We start from the raw sequence: 19,508 nt of genomic DNA, 5'->3' as shown, positions 1-19,508 counted from the left end.
GCCCGGCGGGTGTTTACCACATCAGATCGTCGGGTATCTGGTAGTCGGCGTAGGGATCATCTTCATCGGGCTTGGCTTCAGGCTTGATGCGAATCACGCGCTGTGGCGCCTTTTCTTCTATCCGGGCGGCGATATCATCGGCCATGAGGCCGTAGCCCGGCTGCAGGATGACGATGGCGAGCTGGCCACGGCTGAGCTGGTTGTGTGTTGCGCGGTCCAGATGCAGTGTCTTGATGACCCGGTCATGCACAAAGTTGTACGCCATGCTGCCATCTTTAGGCGCTTTGGTGCTGTGCTGCTGGATCAGTTGCAGGGCTTCGGCCAGGCCTGCTTTGCGGGCTCTGTCTTCCTCGCGCTGCTGGTTCAGCAGGCGGTCGCGTTCCTGCTTTTCCTGGCGCAGACGTTCGATGTCGGACTGGACATTGGTGTCCGGGTCCTCTGTCTTGATGCCGGACTTGCGCAGCTTGGTTTGCTTGCGCTTGGTGTCCTTGGCTTTCTTTGCCTGGCTCTTGTTGGCCATGCCCATGTTCAGCAGCTGATCCTGCAGTGTGCGCGCCATTATCGTAACTACCCGTGACTGGAAATCAGCCGCACTATAGCATAATCCCTGCATTGATTAAGAGCCGCGCCACGGTGCCGATGTTTGCTGCGCTGGTGTATTATGGCGGCTGCCTGGGGCCGCTAGGCGTACTGAAAAATCCATGGCGTCTTGTGTCATTATCCTTGAATGGGAGTCCTGCGCGTGTCTGATCTGGTCGAACTGTTACCTGCCATAGTGGCATTGACGCTGTTGTCGGTATCCCCAGGGCTGGATACGCTGCTTACGGTGCGCAATGCGGCGCGTGGCGGGGTGGCCGATGGTGTGGTGACCAGCTTTGGTATCTGTAGCGGGCTCTTTGTGCATGCGGTGCTGTCGGCACTGGGCATATCGGTATTGCTGATGCAGTCTGCCGTGCTCTTCGGTGCGCTCAAGATGGCGGGCGCAGCCTACCTGACCTGGCTGGGGTGGGGCAGCCTGCGCCAGGCACTGCGTGGCCGTGGGCAGCAGGCCGCAGCAGACTCGGTGCAGGCGGTAACGCAACAGCAGGTCTCCTTCTGGCGCTGCGGGCGCGAGGGCCTGTTATCGAATTTGCTCAACCCCAAAACCATCATCTTTTATATGGCGTTTTTGCCCCAGTTTATTGATCCGGCCGGTGCTGTGCTGCCCCAGGCCTTGTTGCTGGCGGCGATACACTTTGTTATTGCCATGAGCTGGCAATCGCTGCTGGCGCTGCTGACCTGCCGTGTGCGGGGCTGGGTGCGTTTGCCCATGTTGCGCAGGCTTTGTCATGGCGTTACAGGTCTGGTGATGGTGGCGCTGGGCGTGCGGCTGGCGTTGGCCAAAATTTAACAACGTGCTGCCGGAGTCATGGGTAGCGCGCGGAAAATGATTACCGAGGTGAAGGATGCGAATAGCGGTATTTTGTGGCTCGGCGGATGGGCGTCCCGGCAGTCGGTACAAGGATGCGGCCTTTGAGCTGGGTCAGGTATTGGCGAGGCGCGGTATTGAGGTGGTGTATGGCGGTGCCCGGGTGGGTCTTATGGGCGCGGTCGCCAGCGGTGCCCTGAGTGAGGGCGGCAAGGTGATAGGCGTATTGCCCAAGGGGCTGGCGGATCGGGAATTGGCGCACCCGGAACTGACGGAATTGCGGCTGGTGGAAACCATGCACCAGCGCAAGGCGCTGATGTCGGATCTGGCCGACGCCTTTATTGCGTTGCCCGGCGGTGTGGGTACCTTTGAGGAAATTTTTGAAATTTGGTGCTGGGCGCAGTTGGGGATTCACCATAAGCCCTTTGGCCTGCTGAGTATCGACGGCTATTACGACAAGCTGGTGGAGTTTATTCACCAGAGCAGTGATGAGGGTTTTGTACGGCCCGAGTATGTGGACATGCTGATGGTAGAGCGAGAGGCCGAGCAGCTGCTGACGGCTTTTGAGTTCTATCAGCCGCCGGCGGACAAATGGGGCTGAGGGTTAACTCATGCAGAGAAGGCGCCCGGCGAACGATGGTCGGGGCGCCTTAGGGGCATGTAATGATGTTAATGGCGAGCGATGCTTACTTGCGTACGCCCTCTATATTCAGATCCAGGTAAATAGTTTCGGCGGCGGGGCCCAGGTTGTAGTTGATGCCGAATTCTTTTAGCTTCAGCTCGGCGGTGCCCTGAAAGCCTGCGCGATAACCGCCCCAGGGATCATCGCCTTCGCCGACGCGGGTGACATTGATGGTGACGGGCTTGGTGACGCCGTGCAGGCTCAGGTCACCCTTGAGTACGCCGCTGCCGTCGCCGTTGGTCTTGTAGGACGTGCTTACAAAGGTGATTTCCGGGTAGGTTGCTGCGTCCAGAAATTCGTCGCTGCGCAGGTGCTTGTCACGCTCGGCCTGGTTGGTGTTGACGCTGGCGGCCTCGATGGTGATGGAGACGCTGGCGCTGTTCGGGTCTGCGGCATCGTAGTTAAAGCTGCCATCGAACTTTTCCAGCCGGCCTGTGACCCAGCTGAAGCCCAGGTGGTTGGCGCGAAAGTTGACGGATGCGTGGGCGCCTTCGGTATCGATGGCGTATTCAGCGGCATACAGCGGCCCTGCGGCCAGTAGTCCGCCCAGTGCCAGGCTTTTGATCAGGTTCGTTTTCATGGGTTCTCCCGGGTAATTCCTAGAATGCGTGTCAGGGTTGAGTCTTTGTCGACAAAGTGATGTTTCAGCGCCGCCAGGGCATGCACGCTAGAAAGTGCAATCAGGGCAGTGGAGCTCCAGTAGTGGATAATGCCGGCCTTGTCGGCCTGATGATGCAGCTCGATCGGTAGCGGCGGCACCGAAAACCAGTTGAATACAGCGATTTCATGGCCTCCTGCGGTTGACATGACATAGCCGGAGATCAGCGCTGTGATCATCAGCAGATAGAGCAGGGAATGGGCGCTTTTGGTCAGCAGGCGAGTGGCCTTTCCGTGGCCGGGCAGGGCGCTGGGCGCGCGATCCACGCAGCGACAGAGCACACGCAGCCCCAGCGCGAGCAGCAGCAACATGCCCAGGCTGCGGTGCCAGTGGGGCAGTGTCTTGTAGTTGGGGTCGTAGTAGCCCAGGTCGATAATATAGAGGCCAAGGAAGTAAAGCCCGAACACCGCGACAGCCATGAGCCAGTGCAGACTGATGAGCGGCCAGCCATAGGTTTCATCGTCATTTTTGAGTTTGAACTTCACTGCCATGATTGCCCTTTGGTGTTCCTGCCCCTCGTATCGGGTAGATTAGTCCGTTGCGTGCAGTATAGGTTCCGCAGCCAGCATGCGTGGCGCACCTGCTAATCCTGCCCGGCGTTCTATGGTCGTGCGCGTCGCGGATTTTCAGGCGACGCAGGACGCTCTTTGAATTAAACGTTATTTCAACATTCATTTACACCGAAAAAGGATGCTTTGCCCCATGACATGGATGAGCTGGTTGTCACTCTGTGCGATTTGCCTGGCGGGTGCCGTATCCCCGGGCCCGAGCCTTGCGGTCGTGCTGAGTCATACCCTGGGTGGTGGCGGTCGCCACGGCATGATGACGGGCGTCTGTCACGCGCTCGGTGTTGCGCTCTGGGCGCTGGTGACGGTCGCCGGCCTGTCTGTGCTGATTCTTGAATCCCAGGCGTTATATAGAGTCATTACGCTGGCGGGCGCGGGTTATCTTGTTTGGCTTGGGGTCAAGGCGCTGCGCAGTGCCGGTGGCGGGGCGCTACAGGCCGAGGCGGGCAAGCCTGCAAGCCTAATGCGCGCCGGCATCGATGGCTTCATGATCTCGGTGCTCAACCCCAAGCTGGCTGTGTTCTTCCTGGCACTGTTCTCCCAGTTTGTCTCCCCTGGGATGTCGTTGGCAGGCCAGGCGCTGATGATCGGTACGGCGGCGGTCATCGATGGCCTCTGGTATTGCCTGGTGGCGCTGTTTCTGTCCCGTACCGGGGTGCTCGCCTGGCTGGCCCAGCGCAGCCGCGCCATCGATCGAACCATCGGGGTTATTCTGCTATTGCTGGCGCTGCGCGTGCTGCAGTTGCAGGCGTAGCGCAGCGATTTTTCTTTTGTAATCAATCCTTTTGCATTCTTCGTCGAGGCTGGTATACTGCCCGCCTGTCTCGTTTAGAGGCTGGTCAGACGACCATGTTATGGTAGCTCTGCTGGTCCTCCCGCAACGATAAACCGTGAACCTGGTCAGGCCTGGAAGGGAGCAGCCACAGCGGTCGACTCGTGTGCCGGGATGTGGCTGGTGGAGCTGCCCCCATTTGACGTTAACACGTTGAAAATTAAGGCTTTCTTGTGGTTAAACCCTGTGACGTGCCCTAGTGGAACACATGGCCCGGCCTTCAGCATACCTTCAGACCTCAAAACACTCCGTTTTTTACTTCCGTATTCGTGTCCCCGACACTGTCCGTCAGCTAATTCCCCAAACCTATCTCCGTCGTTCCCTGCAGACTAAATGCCGACGTCAGGCTATCGTCCGAAGCGCTCTGATATTAGATCAGGTGCAGTCTCTGTTCTCTCAAGCCGAGGGCGGGAAGGGTGTCGATGTGTCGGTACTGTCGTGGAAACGCTCTGAGCGGCCCTTAAATCAGTCTCAGACTCCGGTGCAGGCCGCGCCAGCTGTGCCCGAGAAGTCTAGCCCCAAGCTCTCTACAGTCCTGCAGCAGTACCTCAAGGCCCAACGTTTGGACGGCGTTGGTGAGAAGACGCTGGGTGATAAGAAGTCCATCGTCGAGTTGCTGATACGGATCGTCGGTGATTTGCCTATTCATCGATACCAGCGCCAGCAGGCTCAGAAGTTCAAGGAAACGGCATTGCAGTTGCCGCCCAGAGTGAACCAGAAGGGCAAGGTGCCACTGGAGCAGCTAATTGCCGACGCCGAGACGACTATTAGTACTACGACCTTCAACAACTATGTGAAGTACCTGACCGCTTTCTTCGGCTATGCGGTGCAGGAGGAGTACTGCGAGAAGAACCCGTTCGACGGCATGAAGGTCAAGCAGCGTGTGAAGGCGAGCGAAGGGCGCTGTCGTTTTACTGAGGATGACCTGAAGCGGCTGTTTGCGGCTGATGTCTATGCCCGGCGTGACGGTGACAAGCCGTATCAGTACTGGCTCCCGCTGCTGGGACTCTATACCGGTGCGAGGATGAATGAACTGTGCCAGCTGTACCTTGATGATGTGGTCACTATCAATGGTATCGACTGCATTTACTTCAGGGAGGGCAGGGATGACCAGAAGCTCAAGACGCCGACATCAGAGCGAGTGGTGCCGATTCATTCCAAGCTCAAGGAAGCCGGGTTCCTTCAGTACGTTGAGCAGCGCCGGGAGCTGGGAGAAGACGGTATGCTGTTTGATCTGGTCAGGCACAAACGGCACGGCTATGCCGCTACGCCTTCGAAGTGGTTTGCGCGGTATCGGGACAAGCTGGGCTTCAAGGGCGGCGACGAGAAGAAGGACTTCCACAGCTTCCGGCATACGGTTGCGGATCACCTGAAGCAGCTTGGCGTGGCTGAGAGCTTGATCGGTGGGATACTCGGACACCAGACTGGAGGCATTACCTTCAGCCGCTACGGGAAGGACTTCAAGCCGGAGGTGCTGGTGTCGGTTGTCGAGTTGATTACCTTTTAGGTCGGGCCTGTGTTTGGATACGGCGTTTGTCTTCGGCTGGAATCAATGGTTGCCTGCATTCGACACCATCATGGAGCTGGAAGAGCGGATGGTTGAGCTGATCGACAGGGCGCTGATAGACGAGGAAATCGCCGCCAACGAGGAACTAAACGCCTATCTCCAACAAGTTGGAGTTCAGATCAAGCTAGAGAAGCGCGACGGCAAGATGGGGCTTGCCTGTGGACAGTACTGGGGACGGCTGGCAGGACGTGACAGCTTTGCCGTCTATGAGGACGCCGAAGTCGAGGAGATCGGACGTTTCGTCAAGTCGGACGAAGGGAGTGAAGACGTTGGAATTGGGTATGTCTGGAGATGGCGGCTAAGCTGATGCTAGGCCAAGGAGGCCATACATACGGTCTATACATCCAAAGGCTTGTTGCCGAGACTTCCGTTGCTCAATGAGTATGAGGTATGGGCCTCGGAGTTAAGGCAACAATCCGCTGTTATTAGAACGGACTTGCCAACAGCTTGACTATCAAGCATCATTATATGCAGGTCCGTCCTTGACTTTTCAGGTGTCGCCTGTCAGGCTTCGTGTGAAACACGAAGCCTGACAGGCGACACCTTAGAGTTGCTTGTAAGTTGTTGTTTTTTAAGGGAAATCAGAGGTCATCATGGTTAGTAAGCTACACGGCTCTGAAGTCCATTTCTTTGAGCTTCGAGCTCAAGAGAAAGAGCAGCAACGCCAGGAACTGCACAGAAATGCGGCAGAACTCGGCGCACAGCGATTGGCGAAAGCCAAAGCGTCTTCTCGTCGGAAGGTTATTCTTAAGGCCTTCGGTTAATATCATTCATCTCGGAAACGCCCCTACCTGCATATGACAGATGATCAGGACGATCAGACCGATACCCTTGGGGACATTCTCGCCCGTCTTTCGCCAGAAGCAGCCGCCGAGGTCACCATCATCGGCGGGCAAGCCCTCTGTGTATGGGGCGACCACTACCTATTGGATCAGCTTACGGGTGAAGAATACACACACCTTGCGAGTGACGACCTAGACCTGCTCGGGAAGCGGCACGCCATAGAGCTATGCGCTGAAGCTTGGGGCGGCCAAGCAAAGTTTCCTGCCTTTGGTGATCAAACTCCCAACTCAGGAGTGGTAATGATCAAAGGGGCTACAGGGGAAAACTTGTCAATCGAGTTCCTCATCGCCGTTTATGGATTGACCGACCGAGAAGTGATCAAGTTTGCAGATGCCCTGCCAGTTGGCGACCTACAAATACCCATCTTGTCGCCTCCCTTATGCTTAAAATCACGAATCAACAACCTTGTCGGACTTAGGTACGCGGAGAGAAAGCAGGCTCGGGAAGTCGTACGAGTTAAACTCGCCGCATTGGCCACAAGAATGTACATCGTCGACCATCTCGAGCAGGGAAACGTCAAGGGAGCGCTCAGGATAGCCAAGTACCTAATCCGCAGCGTATTCCTGACCAATGAGGCCCGCGTCGCATATCGCAGATATGGTGCGGAGTTCTTACACGCGCTGCCAGATAATCACGGTATGTGGCCAACAGAGGCTAAGGAACTGGAGTTCCCCAAGAGATTACTTCAAGTGCGCGACTACCTGGGTATCAAGAGCGAGTGAAATTACCGTAAAAATTTATCGGCGTTTCTCTATCCTTGTCTTCGTCAGCTCCCCTCCCCACCCCCATCCCGCTAACGCACCGAGCTCTGGCTGTTCGACCGTCTAGGATCAGCCGCCGCCAGATCAATCAACTCTTACAAGACCTCCTGGCTATCGGAGTCCAATGAACATTGGCTATCCCAGCCAGACCTGCTCCCAAAGTACTGGTTAATGAGCTGATCGGGGTGAGCGTCGAGCCGTTGGTGGTCGAACACTGCTAAAGCGAAACCCGAGCCGGTCCGAAAAAAGGCTTCGAAGTTAGAATGAAGAGGCTTTGGCTGAAGCCGAGGCCTTGATGTGCCCCAGAATTAGTGGACACATTTTCAAGCGGCTGCACGAAACGCTGATGCGTAGTCCACAGGACTCATGTCGTCATTGCTGGAGTGCAGCCGCACCCGGTTATAAAGCACCTCGACAGAACCGAAAATGGCTTGATTCGCGTCATCCCCTATATTGACGTGCTAGTGCTAGTGTACTGCTTCGCTCTTAGAGGCGCTTTTAGCGAGTCGCCAGGAGGCTGGCCGCACGGCGCATTTTCGAAGGCATAGTGGGCCTATGTCGAGGAAATGCAACACCGCGGACGGCCTTCTGGCGGTTCGCCCGAAGGGAGCGCGCCAATTCGCGCCCAACTGCGTTGCCGCTCTTGGCAAGAGCCCCACTATTACCGGCGAACGGCGCCTTGCCGGACACAAATTGGCGGGCTCTATAAGCACCCATTAGGGCGAAGCAGTACACTAGGTCAGTGAAGCCACAAAACCTGAAATCACCTCATCGGCTGACGGGCTACGCGGCGCCTTATCCTGCAGGGCGGGAAGTGAGTGCTCGGCCAGGGTCTTGTGCTTTGCATCAATCGGCGCCGCTCTATAGAATGAGGCTACTCTTCGCTGCCATCGAACACGCCAATTTTATGAGCAATTCCAGTCATTTAGCCGAGCTTGTCCAGCAGTTCTGCACCCAGCGCCCGATTCGGGCAGGGTCACTGATCATCACCATCTTTGGTGATGCCATAGTGCCGCGCGGCGGTACTGTCTGGTTGGGCAGCTTGATCAAGGTGCTGGAATCCTTTGGCTTGAATCAGCGGCTGGTGCGTACCTCGGTGTTTCGCCTTAGCAAGGAAGAGCCCTGGCTGTCGGCACAGCAGCTGGGGCGGCGCAGCTATTACAGTCTCACGGCCCAGGGGCGGCGGCGTTTCGACAAGGCTTTCAAGCGTATCTATCTGCCGGTGCTGCCGGAGTGGGATGGGTCCTGGTGCCTGGCGGTATTGTCCCAGGTGCCCGTGGACATTCGCCAGCAGGTGCGCGATGAGCTGAGCTGGATGGGTTTTGGCTCCTTCTCGCCGATTCTTATGGCCATGCCCCACTGCGACATGCAGGAAGTACGCAACACCCTGCAGGAGCTGGGGGCGCTGGATGACTGCATTCTGTTTGAAACCCGTGAAGGCGACGCCTTTTCGTCCCAGGCGCTGCGTGAACAGTCCCGCGAGTGCTGGAACCTGGATCAGGTGTCGGACAGCTATAAGCACTTTCTGGAACGCTTTCGCCCGGTGTGGCAGGAGATGAAGGCGCAGGACAGTCTCGATCCTGGTGAATGCTTCCTTGCCCGCACCCTGCTGATTCATGAGTACCGCAAGGTCCTGCTGCGCGACCCGCAACTGCCGGCTGAGCTCTTGCCCCAAGACTGGAGCGGCGTGGCGGCCCGCCAGCTGTGCCGCAACCTCTATAGTCTGGTGTGCGCCGCGTCCGAGGAGTATATCGCCAAGATGTTCGAAACCGCCGATGGCCCACTGCCTGAACCCATGCCTGCGTTTTACAAGCGTTTCGGTGGCGTAAAAGCCTGAGCCCTGCTCGGGTTACGTCCACCTTTAAAAGGCTGGCGTTATTCGTTATTCGTTATTCGTAATGCTCATACTCTCACCAATAACCAATAACCAATAACCAATAACCAATAACCAATCACCAATCTAGTCCCCTTGGTGCTTCCAGCGCGTCATGGGCATGCAGCTGATGGGGCCTGCGAAACCGGATCTGAAAGTGCTGCAGATCGCCCACGTCGACGAAAAGGTTTCCCGCCTGAGGGCACAGACGCCAACCCGGTCTGACCTCCGTTCTTGGCGACAGGCACGGCGCCCGTCGTCTAACAAGAAAAACGACGCTCATCATCGCTCTACAGCGATTCCAACTTCCGCACAAATTGCTAAACTTCAGCCTGCACCTCAGGTGAATGAGACGCGTTATTGAACTCGCAGCGCCTCACTACTCTGTAATTCAAGGGAAAGATGAATGGCACAAAATATTTACGACAGAAGCGAATTTTTTGACGGTTATAGCCAGCTACCTCGGTCTGTACATGGGCTTGATGGTGCGCCGGAATGGGCCGCCATTCGCGCAATGCTGCCAGGTCTGGACGGCAAGCGAGTTGTGGATCTTGGCTGTGGCTTTGGCTGGTTTGCGCGATGGGCCCGAGAGCAGGGGGCTGTCCATGTGCTCGGTTTGGACCTTTCCGAAAAAATGCTAGAGCGTGCCAAGTCCGCGACGAATGATGAAAATATTGACTACAAGATCTCCGATCTGGAGCAGCTTGCTCTTCCAGAGGGGGCATTTGACTTTGCGTACAGCTCACTCGCGTTCCACTATATCGACGACTTCGGCAAACTGGTGGCAACGATCTATCGTGCTCTGACTCCCGGGGCACGGTTTGTTTTTACTATCGAGCACCCAATCTATATGGCGCCCGTAATGCCGGCGTGGTCCAGGGACGGCGACGGTAGAAGAATCTGGCCCCTGGAAAGCTATTCGGTGGAGGGGCCGCGGAAAACGGACTGGTTCGCCAAAGGGGTTATCAAGCATCACCGAACTATCGGGACGACGCTCAATACATTGATCAACCTCGGCTTCAGCATCCGCCATGTACAGGAATGGGCGCCTACCGGGGAACAGGTAACTGAAAATCCAGGCCTGTTGGAAGAACTGGATCGGCCGATGATGTTGCTGATCTCGGTGCAAAAATGAAAGTCCAACTTCAGGAGTTGTCCCCATTCATGCCTGGAGTTGCTCTATCGCCAAAACATCTGTTCCGATCCAGCCTGGTGGCTCCTGGTACTCCACAGCGCAGCCCCGTCGTTTGAGTAGCGCAAGCAATTAACCCCGAGGATGATGATAAGGGCGCTCCTGGTTGGCTGGCAGCAAGGCTAGGGCAGTGCCGCGATGCTGCGCTCGTACAGCTGGCGCAGGGCCTGTTGAGCGGCGCTATCGCAGGGCGGGCCGCTGCGCTCAAGTTCGCGGCAGCGGGCGGCGGCGGCGACAAGGCCGAAGTTGGCGCAGGTGCCGGCCAGCTTGTGCAACAGGGCGGGCTGATCGGCATCCGTTTCGGCCAGCTCAGTGAGCAGGCTGTCGCACTGGGCCTGCATGCGCAACAACAGGCCGTCAAAGTGTTCCTCACCCAGCATGCTGCGGTGCTGGGCCAGCAGGCTGCTGTCTAGCAAGTCGGCATCGGTCGAAGTGTTGTCAGCACCTGGCCCATCTGCCAGCGGTGCGGTTGGTACTGAGTCACTAGCCTGGGTATTTTCAGGGCGGGTGCTGGCCGGAGGAACCGCATCGCCAGCACTGGCCTGTTCATCGTACAGCAGGCGTTCGAGTTCGCTGAACTGTAGCGGTTTTCCCACCACGGCATCCATGCCGGCGTCCAGGTACTGCTGAATCTCCGGCCCGGTGACGGAGGCGGTGAGGGCAATGATGCGTACCGCAGCCCGGCTGCTGTCGGGGTGCTGGCGCATGCGCCGGGCGGTTTCCACGCCGTCCATGTCGGGCAGGTGGATATCCATCAGCACCAGATCGTAGGCATGATCGTTGTGCATCGACAGCGCCGTGTAGCCATCGTCGGCGATACTGACGCTGTGGCCTTCGCTTTCAAGCAGGCCGCAGCTGACCTGCTGATTGATCTCGGTATCCTCGACCAGCAGTATATCCAGTGCCCGCGCAGGGACTGTGGGTCGCCAGGGCTGGGCCGTATCGGCGGCAGGTGGCTGCGCCTGGGTCTGGACATAGTCGAGCTCGAACCAGAACAGGCTGCCGCGGCCTTCGGTGCTGTCAAAGTCGATCTGCCCCTGCTGCAGCTCAACCAGGCGGCGACAGATGGACAGGCCCAGTCCGGTGCCACCAAAGCGTCGCGTGATGGTACTGTCGGCCTGGCTGAAATGGGCGAAGATGCGCTCGCGGGCGCTTTGCGGTATGCCGATGCCGGAGTCCTCCACCTCAAAGCGCAGGCGGATCTCACTGTCGCTGCGCCGCAGGCAGCGCACGCGCAGGGCGACATAGCCCTCCTGGGTGAACTTGAGGGCGTTGGCGCCGAGGTTCAGCAGCACCTGGCTCAGGGCGCGCCTGTCGCCGCACACCCTCTCAGGCAGGGCGTTGTCCAGCCGTACAATCAGCTGCAAGGCCTTTTCCCGCGCCAGTGATTCCAGCAGCGGGCGTATCTCATCCACCACCTGGCGCACCGAGAAGGGGTGCTGTTCCAGTGTCAGTTGCCCGGCTTCGATCTTGGTGAAATCCAGTACATCATTGAGGATCGACAGCAGGGTGCGGCCCGACTGGTAGATAGCCTTGACCTGGGTCTGTTGTTCGGCCGACAGGGGCGCCCGCATCAGCAACTGCGCCATGCCCAGAATGCCGTTCATCGGGGTGCGGATTTCATGGCTCATGGTGGCCAGAAACTGACTCTTGGCTTCGCTGGCGGCTTCCGCCTTTTCCCGCGCCAGTTCCGCCTGCTCCTTGGCCTTGCGCTCACTGATGTCGCTCAGGGAGCCTTCGTAATAGAGCAGATCACCCTGTTCGCCCAGGATCCGGCGCGCCGACACCGACACGAACAGGGTGCTGCCATCGCGGCGGTACCAGGGCGTCTCGAAATTCACCGCTCTGTCCTGGCGATTCAGAATGGCCAGAAAACGCTGCAGTGCCCCCGGGCTGGCAAAGCCCTGGCGGTTGATGTCCGGCACCTCGTCGAGAAAGCCCGCCGGGCTGTCGTAGCCCAGCAGCCGCGCCAGAGCCGGGTTGGCGGAGATAAAGCGCCCGCCGGTGTCGATACGAAAAATGCCCTCGATGGCGTTTTCGAACAGCGAACGGTATTCCCCCTCAGACTGCTGCAGGCTGGAGTAGAGCTTGGCGTTCTCGATCGAGATGGCGGCCTGGGCGGTGAGAATCTGCAGCGTCTTGAGGCGATCCTGGTCGAAGATATCCCGGCTTTCACTGTGTTCCAGGTACAGCACGGCGGTGAGTTCGCCGTGGTACAGAATCGGGCTGCACAGCAGGGAGCGCGGCTGCTGCTGGCGGATATAGCTGTCCTGCTGAAACAGCGGGTGTTCCACCGCATTGCCCAGTACCAGGATCTCCTTGGTACGGGCCACATAGTGAATGATGCTCAGCGGCAGCTCATCGCCGGCATCTTCCAGCGGGCGGGCGCTGAACAACTGTGGCTCGGTATCCAGCCGTGCCTGGGCTTCAACAAACCACTGCTGCTGGCGGCGCAGAATCAGGCTGGCGCGCTGGGCACCGGCGGTCTGCAGCGCCAGGCTCATAAGGCGCCCGAGGAGCCGTTCCAGCACGATTTCATCGGAGATGGCCTGGGAGGCGCTGATGACCGAGGAAATATCGAAGGCCTGATTGTCGATGGCGCTGGCCGGCTCCAGTGCGCCTGCACCGCTGTGTGCGGGCAGGTCGCGGGGGCGGGTTTCCAGTTCCTGGGGATACTGCTGGCGCATCTGGGCAAGCTTGGCCCGGGCGCCCCAGTCCCGGTAGCGTGCGTAGGCATCCTGCAGGTAGGTGCGGGCCATGCCGCGCTTTTTCCAGTCCAGGCACAATCTTCCCGCCAGCTCGCAGGCCAGCGCCTCTTCCAGCATGAAGCCCTGCTCGCGGGCCTGCTCGATGGCCTGTTCGTACATATCCAGCGCTTTGGCATAGTGCTGGCGGCTGCGCAGCCACTCGGCCCGTAGCAGGCAGTAGTGGTGCAGGTGATTTTCGGGGCAGGCCCGGGCCAGCTTTCGCAGCTGATGCAGTGTCTGGCGCACGCGTCTAAGACGGGTGCGGCGCGCCAGCAAGGGTGTGTCTGTGAGATTCGCCAGTATGCACAGTGCATCTAGCAGTCGTAGCCAGGGCTCGGTAAAGGTGCCGCTGATAGAGTCGGTGAGCATCGCACCGGCTTGGCTGTGGCGCAGGGCGTCTGCCGGTGTGCCCAGCAGGTAGCACAGCAGGGCGCTGTAGAAGTGATGCAGGCAGATGGCGGTGCGGTGGTTTTCGCGCTCAAGCTCCGCAAGGCTTGCGTCCTGCTGGTAAAAGCGCCCGTCCAGACGGGGGGCATCGCTGCTGTGACCGCGCAGGTTATCCATGGTCTGCAGCGTCAGCAGGGAGTATTGCAGTGACTGCTGCTGGCCCGACTGATCCAGAAAACGGGTGTAGTCTTCGAGCTGGGGTTGCAACGCGTCCAGGTTGCGGCAGAGCGTAAAGGCGTACTGGATATAGGCCGCCAGGGCGTAGGCACCCCATTCGATATCGCCGCAGTCGAGCCCCAGTCGATAGGCCTGCAGCAGGTCATCGCGACAGAGCGCCAGCGGCTCGCGGTAGTGGCGCACATAGGAGTTGAACAGCGACAGGGTGCGGTGATGGGTCTGGCAGGCCGGCATCTGGCGGTCGAGCTGCAGGGCCAGCTGGCCGAGCCGATAGCCCTGATCAATGGCATTGAAGTGGCCGCAGAGTACGCCGCCGTAGCCGGCAAAGGCCAGCGCGGAGGCGGGGTTGAGGCCATGACGAATACTCAGCTCCACTTCCCGCGCCATCACCAGCGGGCGCAGCTCGGAGCTGGAAAATTTGATAACGCCAAACATGCTGGCCATCAGGGGCATCGCCGCCAGAAGCTCGGGGGAGGTCATGGCCTTGCTGGCGAGGATATCCTGCTCGGATGTGCGTTGCAGCAGCCAGCGGGTGCGCAGAATGGCGCGCCAGTATTGCAGCGCACTGGGTTTGGCTGGAATCACCACGCCCAGCTGGGACAGCAGATCCAGCGCCAGGTGCAGGGCGCGGTCGAAGTGGTTGCTGGCGACCTGGGACTGAATGCGGATCTCGTAGATGCGCACTCGGTCGGGCAGCGAGCGGGCATGTTGTTCCACCGCGTCGGTCAGCTGCTGCATAAACGCGGTGTCGGCGCGGATATGGGCGATTTCGGCGGCGGCTGTATGCAGTTTCAGGGCCAGGCTGTAGGCGCTGTGCCAGGCATCGTCTGGCAGCAATTCGAGGCCGCACTGCAGGTAGTTCAGCGCCGAGTCAAAGGCGGCGGCTTCCCGCGCCCGCAGTCCGGCAGCCAGGTTCAGCTGCGCCAGCGCCAGGTGCTCGTCCGGCGCATCGATCAGGCGTCGGGCCTGGTTCAGGTGATTGCTGATCTCGAAGATGCGGCTGTGCTGCTCGTCCTCCGTCAGGCTGTGTTGCAGTTGGCGGCCAATCTGCAGATGCAGGGCTTCCTGGCGCGACTCGGCGATCAGCGAGTAGGCCGCCTGCTGCACCCGGTCATGCACGAAGCGGTAGCGCGAGCGGCTGGGATCCTGGTGTTGGAACAGGCGGTAGTTATCATCCAGCGGTACCACAAGGCCTTCGGTCAGCGCCGGCCAGAGGCCGCTGGCGGTGACGACGGCGCTCTGACCGCTGACCAGGGCCAGGCTGTGCAGGTTGAAGGTGCTGCCGATACAGGCTGCCAGCGGCAGTACCTGCTGGGTGCTGGCGGGCAGGCGCTGAATCTTGCTGACCATCAGGGCGATGACGTTGTCAGTCATTTCCTGGGCTTGAATGGCCGCCTCGTCCCATTGCCAGTGCTGGTCGCGAAAGCGGATCAGGCCGTCGTCGTGCAGTGTATGGAGAAACTGGCCGAGGAAGAACGGGTTGCCCTGGGTCTTGCTCATGCAGGCCGTGGCCAGGGCCTGGCACTGCTGCAGCGGGCAGCGCAGGGTATCGGCGATCAGGCGATTGACCTGGGGCTGATCCAGGGGTGCCAGGCGCAGTTCGCTCAAGTGGCAGGGCGGGTGGCGAAAGCGTTCCAGGTAAGCCTGCAGAGGATGATCGCCATCGACCTCTTCATCGCGATAGCTGCCGATCAGCAGCAGGTGGGGCAGTTCGCGCGTGTTGACCAGGGTTTCGAGCAGGTGCAGGGAGGCCAGATCCGCCCAGTGCAGGTCGTCCAGAAAGAGTACCAACGGCCGCTCGGGGCTGGCGAAGACGCGCAGCATCTGCACGAACATGCGCGAGAAGCGGTTCTGCTCCTCCGCCGGGGTTAATGACGGCGCCTCTGGCTGCGGGCCTATGATCAGTTCCAGCTCCGGAATCAGCTTGATCAGCACCTGAGCCTGGCTGCCCAGGGCCGTCTGCAGCGCATCGCGCCAGGGGGCGATGCGCTTCTCGGGTTCGGTGAGCAGCTGGCGCACCAGCCGCTGCAGTGCCTGAAATACCGCAAAGTAGGGGCGGTTACGGCGGAACTGATCGAACTTGCCGCTGCTGAAGCTGCCCTCGCGACTATTAACGTACTGGCGCAGCTCATGCACCAGGCTGGATTTGCCGACGCCGGCATAGCCGCTGATCATCACCAGGCCAGGCTGGCCCGCGGTGCAGCGGTCGTAGCCATTGCACAGTTGCTGCAGTTCGGCCTCGCGGCCATAGAGCTGCTGCGGAATCTGAAAACGCGCCGACAGATCCTGCAGCCCCAGGGCTTCGCTGCTGGCGGGAGCACCCGGGAGACAGCGCCTGAGGTCGTGCACCAGGCCGACGCTGGACTGGTAGCGCTGGGCGGCATCCTTGGCCAGCAGCTTGAGAATGATGCTGGAGAGCAGAGGCGGCAGCTGCGGGTTGATGCTGTGGGGCGCCGTTGGCTGCTTGGCGATATGGCTGTGCACCAGTTCCATGCCCTGGCGGGTACCGAAGGGCGGCTGGCCGGTCATAAGCTCGTACAGGGTCGCGCCCAGGCTGTAGTAGTCGGTGCGGTAATCGATGGCGCGGCTGGTGCGCCCGGTCTGCTCCGGGGCTATATAGGCCAGGCCCGCAAAGCTCAGCTCGGGCGTATGCCAGTTGGCCTGCTCGCGGTGCAGCGGGGTACTGAGGGAAAAATCGATCAGCTCAGGCGCGCCTGTGTCCCTGTTGAGCAGCAGATGATCGGGGCTGATCTGTTTGTGGATGATATGGGCTTCGTGCAGGCGCCCGAGCAGTTCGCTGATGGCGATGGCCACCGGCAGCCACTGCTGCCAGTTCGGCCACTGCTGCCAGTTCGGCCGCTGCTCGCTGATCAGCTGGCGCAGCGGCACCGAATTGGTGTCGGCAAAGAGGGTGGCGGGGCCTGTGTCCAGGCGCAGCTGTGCCAGCGGGCGGCTGATGCCGGCGATGTGCAGCGGCTGCAGTACCTCGAATTCATGCTGAAAGCGGCTGACCTGTTCGCTGCTGGCCTGGGCGCGATTGAGCTGCTTTAAGATGACGGTGTCGCCGCCGGACAGGTGCTGGGCTCGGCTTACGCTGCAGCAGCGGCCCTGATGCAGGCGCTGCACAATGCGGTAGTCATCCAGTGTCGCCATCCGTTAGCTCAGCTCGCCGGCAAACATGTAACCGGCGCCGTGGGCGGTGAGTATCAGCTGCGGATTGGACGGGCTGTCGCCGAGCTTGCGGCGCAAGCGGCCAATGAGGACATCCACCGAACGGTCATTGGGGGTCCATTCGCGGTCGTGGATGGCATCCATCAATTGGTCCCGCGACAGTACCTGACCGGGGTTGGATACCAGCGCCTGCAGCAGCTTGAATTCCCCCTCCGGCAGGCGCTCCAGTACGCCATTGGGGCCGGTGAGCTGGCGCTTGTGTGGATCCAGGCTCCAGCCCTCGAACTGCCAGGCACTGCTGTTGCGCCCGGTGGTGTTGTTCTGGCGCGCATCCAGTACGCGCCAGAGCAGGTTCTTGACCCGCACCAGCAGCTCGCGGGGGTTGAACGGTTTGGTGACATAGTCGTCGGCACCGAGCTCCAGCCCGACGATACGGTCGATCTCGTCGCCCTTGCTGGTGACCAGAATAATGCCCACGCGGGAGGCGGCTCGCAGCTCCCGCGTCAGGGTCAGGCCGTCCTTGCCGGGGAGGTTGATATCCAGCAACACCAGGTCGATGCTTTCACGCTGCACTTGCTGCAGCAGATCGTCGGCCCGTTCGGTTTCGCTGACACGGTAACCTTCCTTTTCGAAGTAGCTCACCAGCAGCGAGCGGGAGGCAAAGTCATCCTCGACAATCAGGATATGGGCCGGGCCCGGGGTGTCGTGGGGCATATCTGGGGTGCTCAGGTGTGTGGGTAGGCAGAGTCTACCAATGGCCTGCCGCCTGGGAAAGCATCTGCCATGCCAACGGGAAAATGAATAAATTGTTTTTAAAACAATAGATTAGAATCTTTAACTAAGCTTCTGTTACAGCCTGTTACATCCGTGTACAACTTAGCACAAAAGCGGCTAATTTCATTTACAGCACCGGTGTAGTTTAACTACCCATTGACCCTACACATCATTATCCAGGGAGTGATGGCTTTGACGACTCAAAACAAAAATCGTGCGTGGGGCGGGGCGGCTGTGCTGGCGCTGGCCACCCTGTTGTCGATCCCGGCCCAGGCGACGCCCGGTGCCGGCGAAGACATTATCCGCAACAACTGTCTGGCCTGTCACAGTGAAACCGGTGACAGCGCAGCGCCGTTTTCCCGTATCAGCGAGCAGCGCAAGACACCGGAAGGCTGGCAGATGACCATCAACCGCATGCAGCTGTTGCGCGGTGCCCAGATTTCCGCCGAGGACAAAGCGGCGCTGATACAGTACCTGGCGGACACCCAGGGGCTGGCGCCGTCGGAAGCCGAGCCCTATCGCTATCTGCTTGAGCAGGACACCAATATCGTCGAGGCTGACCTCGATGAGGGTCTGGGGCAAATGTGTGCCCGCTGTCATTCCGGTGCGCGTTTTTCACTGCAGCGTCGCAGCGAAGCCGAATGGCAGAACCTGGTGGATTTCCACATGGGACAGTTCCCCACCATCGAATTCCACTCCCTGGCCCGAGACCGGGCCTGGTACGACATCGCCAGGAACGAAACCGCGGTCGAACTTGGCAAGCAGTTCCCGCTGCTGTCACCCCAGTGGGATAGCTGGAAAGCCGCGCCCAAGGCGGACATGGCCGGACGCTGGCGGGTGCTGGGCTTTGTACCGGGCCAGGGCGAGTTCGAGGCGCAGATGAGCGCCGAGCCGTCCGATAGCGGTTACAGCCTGAGCCTTGAAGGTCACTATGCCGATGGCAGCGCGCTGTCGGGCAGCGGCACGGCACGGCTGTATACCGGTTTCGAGTGGCGAGCTTCCCTCAGCATCGATGGCGTCAAGATGCGCCAGGTGATGGCGGCGGACGCCGAGGGGGGGCGGATGAATGGCCGCATGTTCTCGGCGGCCGCGCGGGAAATCGGCGGCGAGTTGAGCGCCGTGCGGGATCAGGGCAAACCCCGGGTGGTGGCGCTGATGCCGGCCTACCTGCGCCAGGGGCAGAGCACCGAAGTCACCATTGTCGGCCAGCACCTGGACGGTGATATTTCCCTCGGCGAGGGTGTCACCATTGAGAAGGTCCTGCAGCGCGACGCGGACCGCATCCGCGTACTGGCCGTCGCCAATGGCGATGAGGGCCTGCGCCGCGTGACCGTCGGTGCTGCCAGTCATGACGGTGCCCTGGCGGTGTACCAGTCCCTGGCCCGCGTCGAGGTGTTGCCCGCCCATGCCGTGAGCCGCATCGGCGGCGCCGGTGGCAAGCTCGAGAAGGTGCGCGCCAGTTACCGCGCGGTCGGCTTCAGCGCCGGTGCCGATGGCAAAGCGGGAACCGAGGATGACCTGCGTCTGGGCTACATGCCGGCAAGCTGGTCCATCGCGCCCGCCGATGAGGTGGCGGCCCATGACAAGGACCATGAATATGCCGGCAGCATCAATGCCGATGGCATCTTCATCCCCGGTGATACCGGCCCCAACCCTGCCCGCAAGATGTCCGCCAACAATGTCGGGCGCCTGACGGTGATCGCCAGTGTGACGGATGGCGATGCCCAGGTGCGCGGTGAGGGCAGCATGCTGGTGTCCGTGCCGGACTATGTCCGTCGCGTGCTGGATTGAGCATGCGTGCATGCCTGGC

Annotated in this window: 14 protein-coding genes and 1 other RNA gene; 10 read left to right on the top strand and 5 right to left on the bottom strand. The window is 60.0% G+C overall.

Going from position 1 to position 19,508, the window contains the following annotated elements; translation table 11 throughout:
* Positions 1 to 13 precede the first annotated feature (13 nt).
* Positions 14 to 559 carry a DUF2058 domain-containing protein gene (locus tag A8C75_RS13955; protein WP_067383505.1) on the bottom strand — a complete coding sequence of 182 codons (546 nt, stop codon included), beginning with the start codon at positions 557 to 559 and terminating at the stop codon, positions 14 to 16.
* Between the two features lie 183 nt (positions 560 to 742).
* Between A8C75_RS13955 and A8C75_RS13950 the strand changes: the two genes are divergently transcribed.
* Together A8C75_RS13950 and A8C75_RS13945 are read left to right on the top strand one after the other, a co-directional pair.
* Positions 743 to 1,390, top strand: coding sequence for a LysE family translocator (locus A8C75_RS13950; protein ID WP_084784249.1), 648 nt, complete (start codon positions 743 to 745; stop codon positions 1,388 to 1,390).
* A gap of 55 nt (positions 1,391 to 1,445) precedes the next feature.
* On the top strand, positions 1,446 to 2,009 hold the full coding sequence (locus tag A8C75_RS13945) for an LOG family protein (RefSeq protein ID WP_067383499.1): 564 nt from the start codon (positions 1,446 to 1,448) through the stop codon (positions 2,007 to 2,009).
* Positions 2,010 to 2,094: 85 nt separating this feature from the next.
* On the opposite strand, the gene A8C75_RS13940 is transcribed toward A8C75_RS13945, so the two are convergent.
* Together A8C75_RS13940 and A8C75_RS13935 are read right to left on the bottom strand one after the other, a co-directional pair.
* The gene (locus A8C75_RS13940) at positions 2,095 to 2,670 is read right to left on the bottom strand and encodes a YceI family protein (RefSeq protein WP_067383497.1); all 576 of its coding nucleotides are present in this window, start codon (positions 2,668 to 2,670) and stop codon (positions 2,095 to 2,097) included.
* On the bottom strand, positions 2,667 to 3,239 hold the full coding sequence (locus A8C75_RS13935) for a cytochrome b (RefSeq protein ID WP_067383494.1): 573 nt from the start codon (positions 3,237 to 3,239) through the stop codon (positions 2,667 to 2,669). The genes A8C75_RS13940 and A8C75_RS13935 overlap by 4 nt, the downstream gene beginning before the upstream one ends.
* Positions 3,240 to 3,450: 211 nt before the next feature.
* Between A8C75_RS13935 and A8C75_RS13930 the strand changes: the two genes are divergently transcribed.
* The 7 genes from A8C75_RS13930 (at position 3,451) to A8C75_RS13900 (ending at position 10,325) form a co-directional block, all read left to right on the top strand.
* Positions 3,451 to 4,068 carry a LysE family translocator gene (locus A8C75_RS13930; protein ID WP_067383491.1) on the top strand — a complete coding sequence of 206 codons (618 nt, stop codon included), beginning with the start codon at positions 3,451 to 3,453 and terminating at the stop codon, positions 4,066 to 4,068.
* A gap of 110 nt (positions 4,069 to 4,178) precedes the next feature.
* Positions 4,179 to 4,275, top strand: an RNA gene (ffs, locus tag A8C75_RS13925) — signal recognition particle sRNA small type.
* A 79-nt stretch (positions 4,276 to 4,354) separates the two neighbouring features.
* Entirely contained in the window at positions 4,355 to 5,653 is a 1,299-nt protein-coding gene (locus A8C75_RS13920) for a site-specific integrase (protein ID WP_067383488.1), read from the top strand.
* A 13-nt stretch (positions 5,654 to 5,666) separates the two neighbouring features.
* Entirely contained in the window at positions 5,667 to 6,020 is a 354-nt protein-coding gene (locus tag A8C75_RS13915; RefSeq protein WP_157890295.1) for a hypothetical protein, read from the top strand.
* Positions 6,021 to 6,510: 490 nt separating this feature from the next.
* Positions 6,511 to 7,278 (top strand): hypothetical protein, encoded by a 768-nt coding sequence (locus A8C75_RS13910; protein WP_067383482.1) that lies wholly within the window; start codon positions 6,511 to 6,513, stop codon positions 7,276 to 7,278.
* 946 nt (positions 7,279 to 8,224) lie between these two features.
* Positions 8,225 to 9,154, top strand: coding sequence for a phenylacetic acid degradation operon negative regulatory protein PaaX (gene paaX, locus A8C75_RS13905; RefSeq protein ID WP_067383479.1), 930 nt, complete (start codon positions 8,225 to 8,227; stop codon positions 9,152 to 9,154).
* Between the two features lie 442 nt (positions 9,155 to 9,596).
* Entirely contained in the window at positions 9,597 to 10,325 is a 729-nt protein-coding gene (locus tag A8C75_RS13900) for a class I SAM-dependent methyltransferase (protein ID WP_067383476.1), read from the top strand.
* 179 nt (positions 10,326 to 10,504) lie between these two features.
* Here A8C75_RS13900 and A8C75_RS13895 read toward each other — a convergent pair whose 3' ends face one another.
* On the bottom strand, positions 10,505 to 16,906 hold the full coding sequence (locus A8C75_RS13895) for an AAA family ATPase (RefSeq protein ID WP_067383474.1): 6,402 nt from the start codon (positions 16,904 to 16,906) through the stop codon (positions 10,505 to 10,507).
* A gap of 3 nt (positions 16,907 to 16,909) precedes the next feature.
* Positions 16,910 to 17,638: a two-component system response regulator TorR gene (gene torR / locus A8C75_RS13890; RefSeq protein WP_067383471.1), complete on the bottom strand. Its 729-nt coding sequence runs from the start codon at positions 17,636 to 17,638 to the stop codon at positions 16,910 to 16,912.
* A gap of 246 nt (positions 17,639 to 17,884) precedes the next feature.
* Here torR and peaA point away from each other — a divergent pair, with 246 nt between their 5' ends.
* Complete coding sequence (gene peaA, locus A8C75_RS13885; RefSeq protein WP_067383468.1) at positions 17,885 to 19,489, top strand: quinohemoprotein amine dehydrogenase subunit alpha; 1,605 nt, start codon at positions 17,885 to 17,887, stop codon at positions 19,487 to 19,489.
* The last annotated feature ends 19 nt before the right edge of the window (positions 19,490 to 19,508 follow it).

It is taken from the genome of Marinobacterium aestuarii (assembly GCF_001651805.1).
Taxonomy (GTDB): Bacteria; Pseudomonadota; Gammaproteobacteria; order Pseudomonadales; family Balneatricaceae; genus Marinobacterium_A; species Marinobacterium_A aestuarii.
This window is presented reverse-complemented; position numbering and strand designations above follow the sequence as displayed.

Coding starts and splice junctions, on each gene's coding strand:
- A8C75_RS13945 (WP_067383499.1), top strand. CDS start 1,446: ATGCGAATAGCGGTATTTTGTGGCTCGGCGGATGGGCGTCCCGGCAGT.
- A8C75_RS13955 (WP_067383505.1), bottom strand. CDS start 559: ATGGCGCGCACACTGCAGGATCAGCTGCTGAACATGGGCATGGCCAAC.
- A8C75_RS13900 (WP_067383476.1), top strand. CDS start 9,597: ATGGCACAAAATATTTACGACAGAAGCGAATTTTTTGACGGTTATAGC.
- A8C75_RS13910 (WP_067383482.1), top strand. CDS start 6,511: ATGACAGATGATCAGGACGATCAGACCGATACCCTTGGGGACATTCTC.
- A8C75_RS13895 (WP_067383474.1), bottom strand. CDS start 16,906: ATGGCGACACTGGATGACTACCGCATTGTGCAGCGCCTGCATCAGGGC.
- paaX (WP_067383479.1), top strand. CDS start 8,225: ATGAGCAATTCCAGTCATTTAGCCGAGCTTGTCCAGCAGTTCTGCACC.
- A8C75_RS13940 (WP_067383497.1), bottom strand. CDS start 2,670: ATGAAAACGAACCTGATCAAAAGCCTGGCACTGGGCGGACTACTGGCC.
- A8C75_RS13920 (WP_067383488.1), top strand. CDS start 4,355: ATGGCCCGGCCTTCAGCATACCTTCAGACCTCAAAACACTCCGTTTTT.
- torR (WP_067383471.1), bottom strand. CDS start 17,638: ATGCCCCACGACACCCCGGGCCCGGCCCATATCCTGATTGTCGAGGAT.
- A8C75_RS13930 (WP_067383491.1), top strand. CDS start 3,451: ATGACATGGATGAGCTGGTTGTCACTCTGTGCGATTTGCCTGGCGGGT.
- peaA (WP_067383468.1), top strand. CDS start 17,885: ATGGCTTTGACGACTCAAAACAAAAATCGTGCGTGGGGCGGGGCGGCT.
- A8C75_RS13935 (WP_067383494.1), bottom strand. CDS start 3,239: ATGGCAGTGAAGTTCAAACTCAAAAATGACGATGAAACCTATGGCTGG.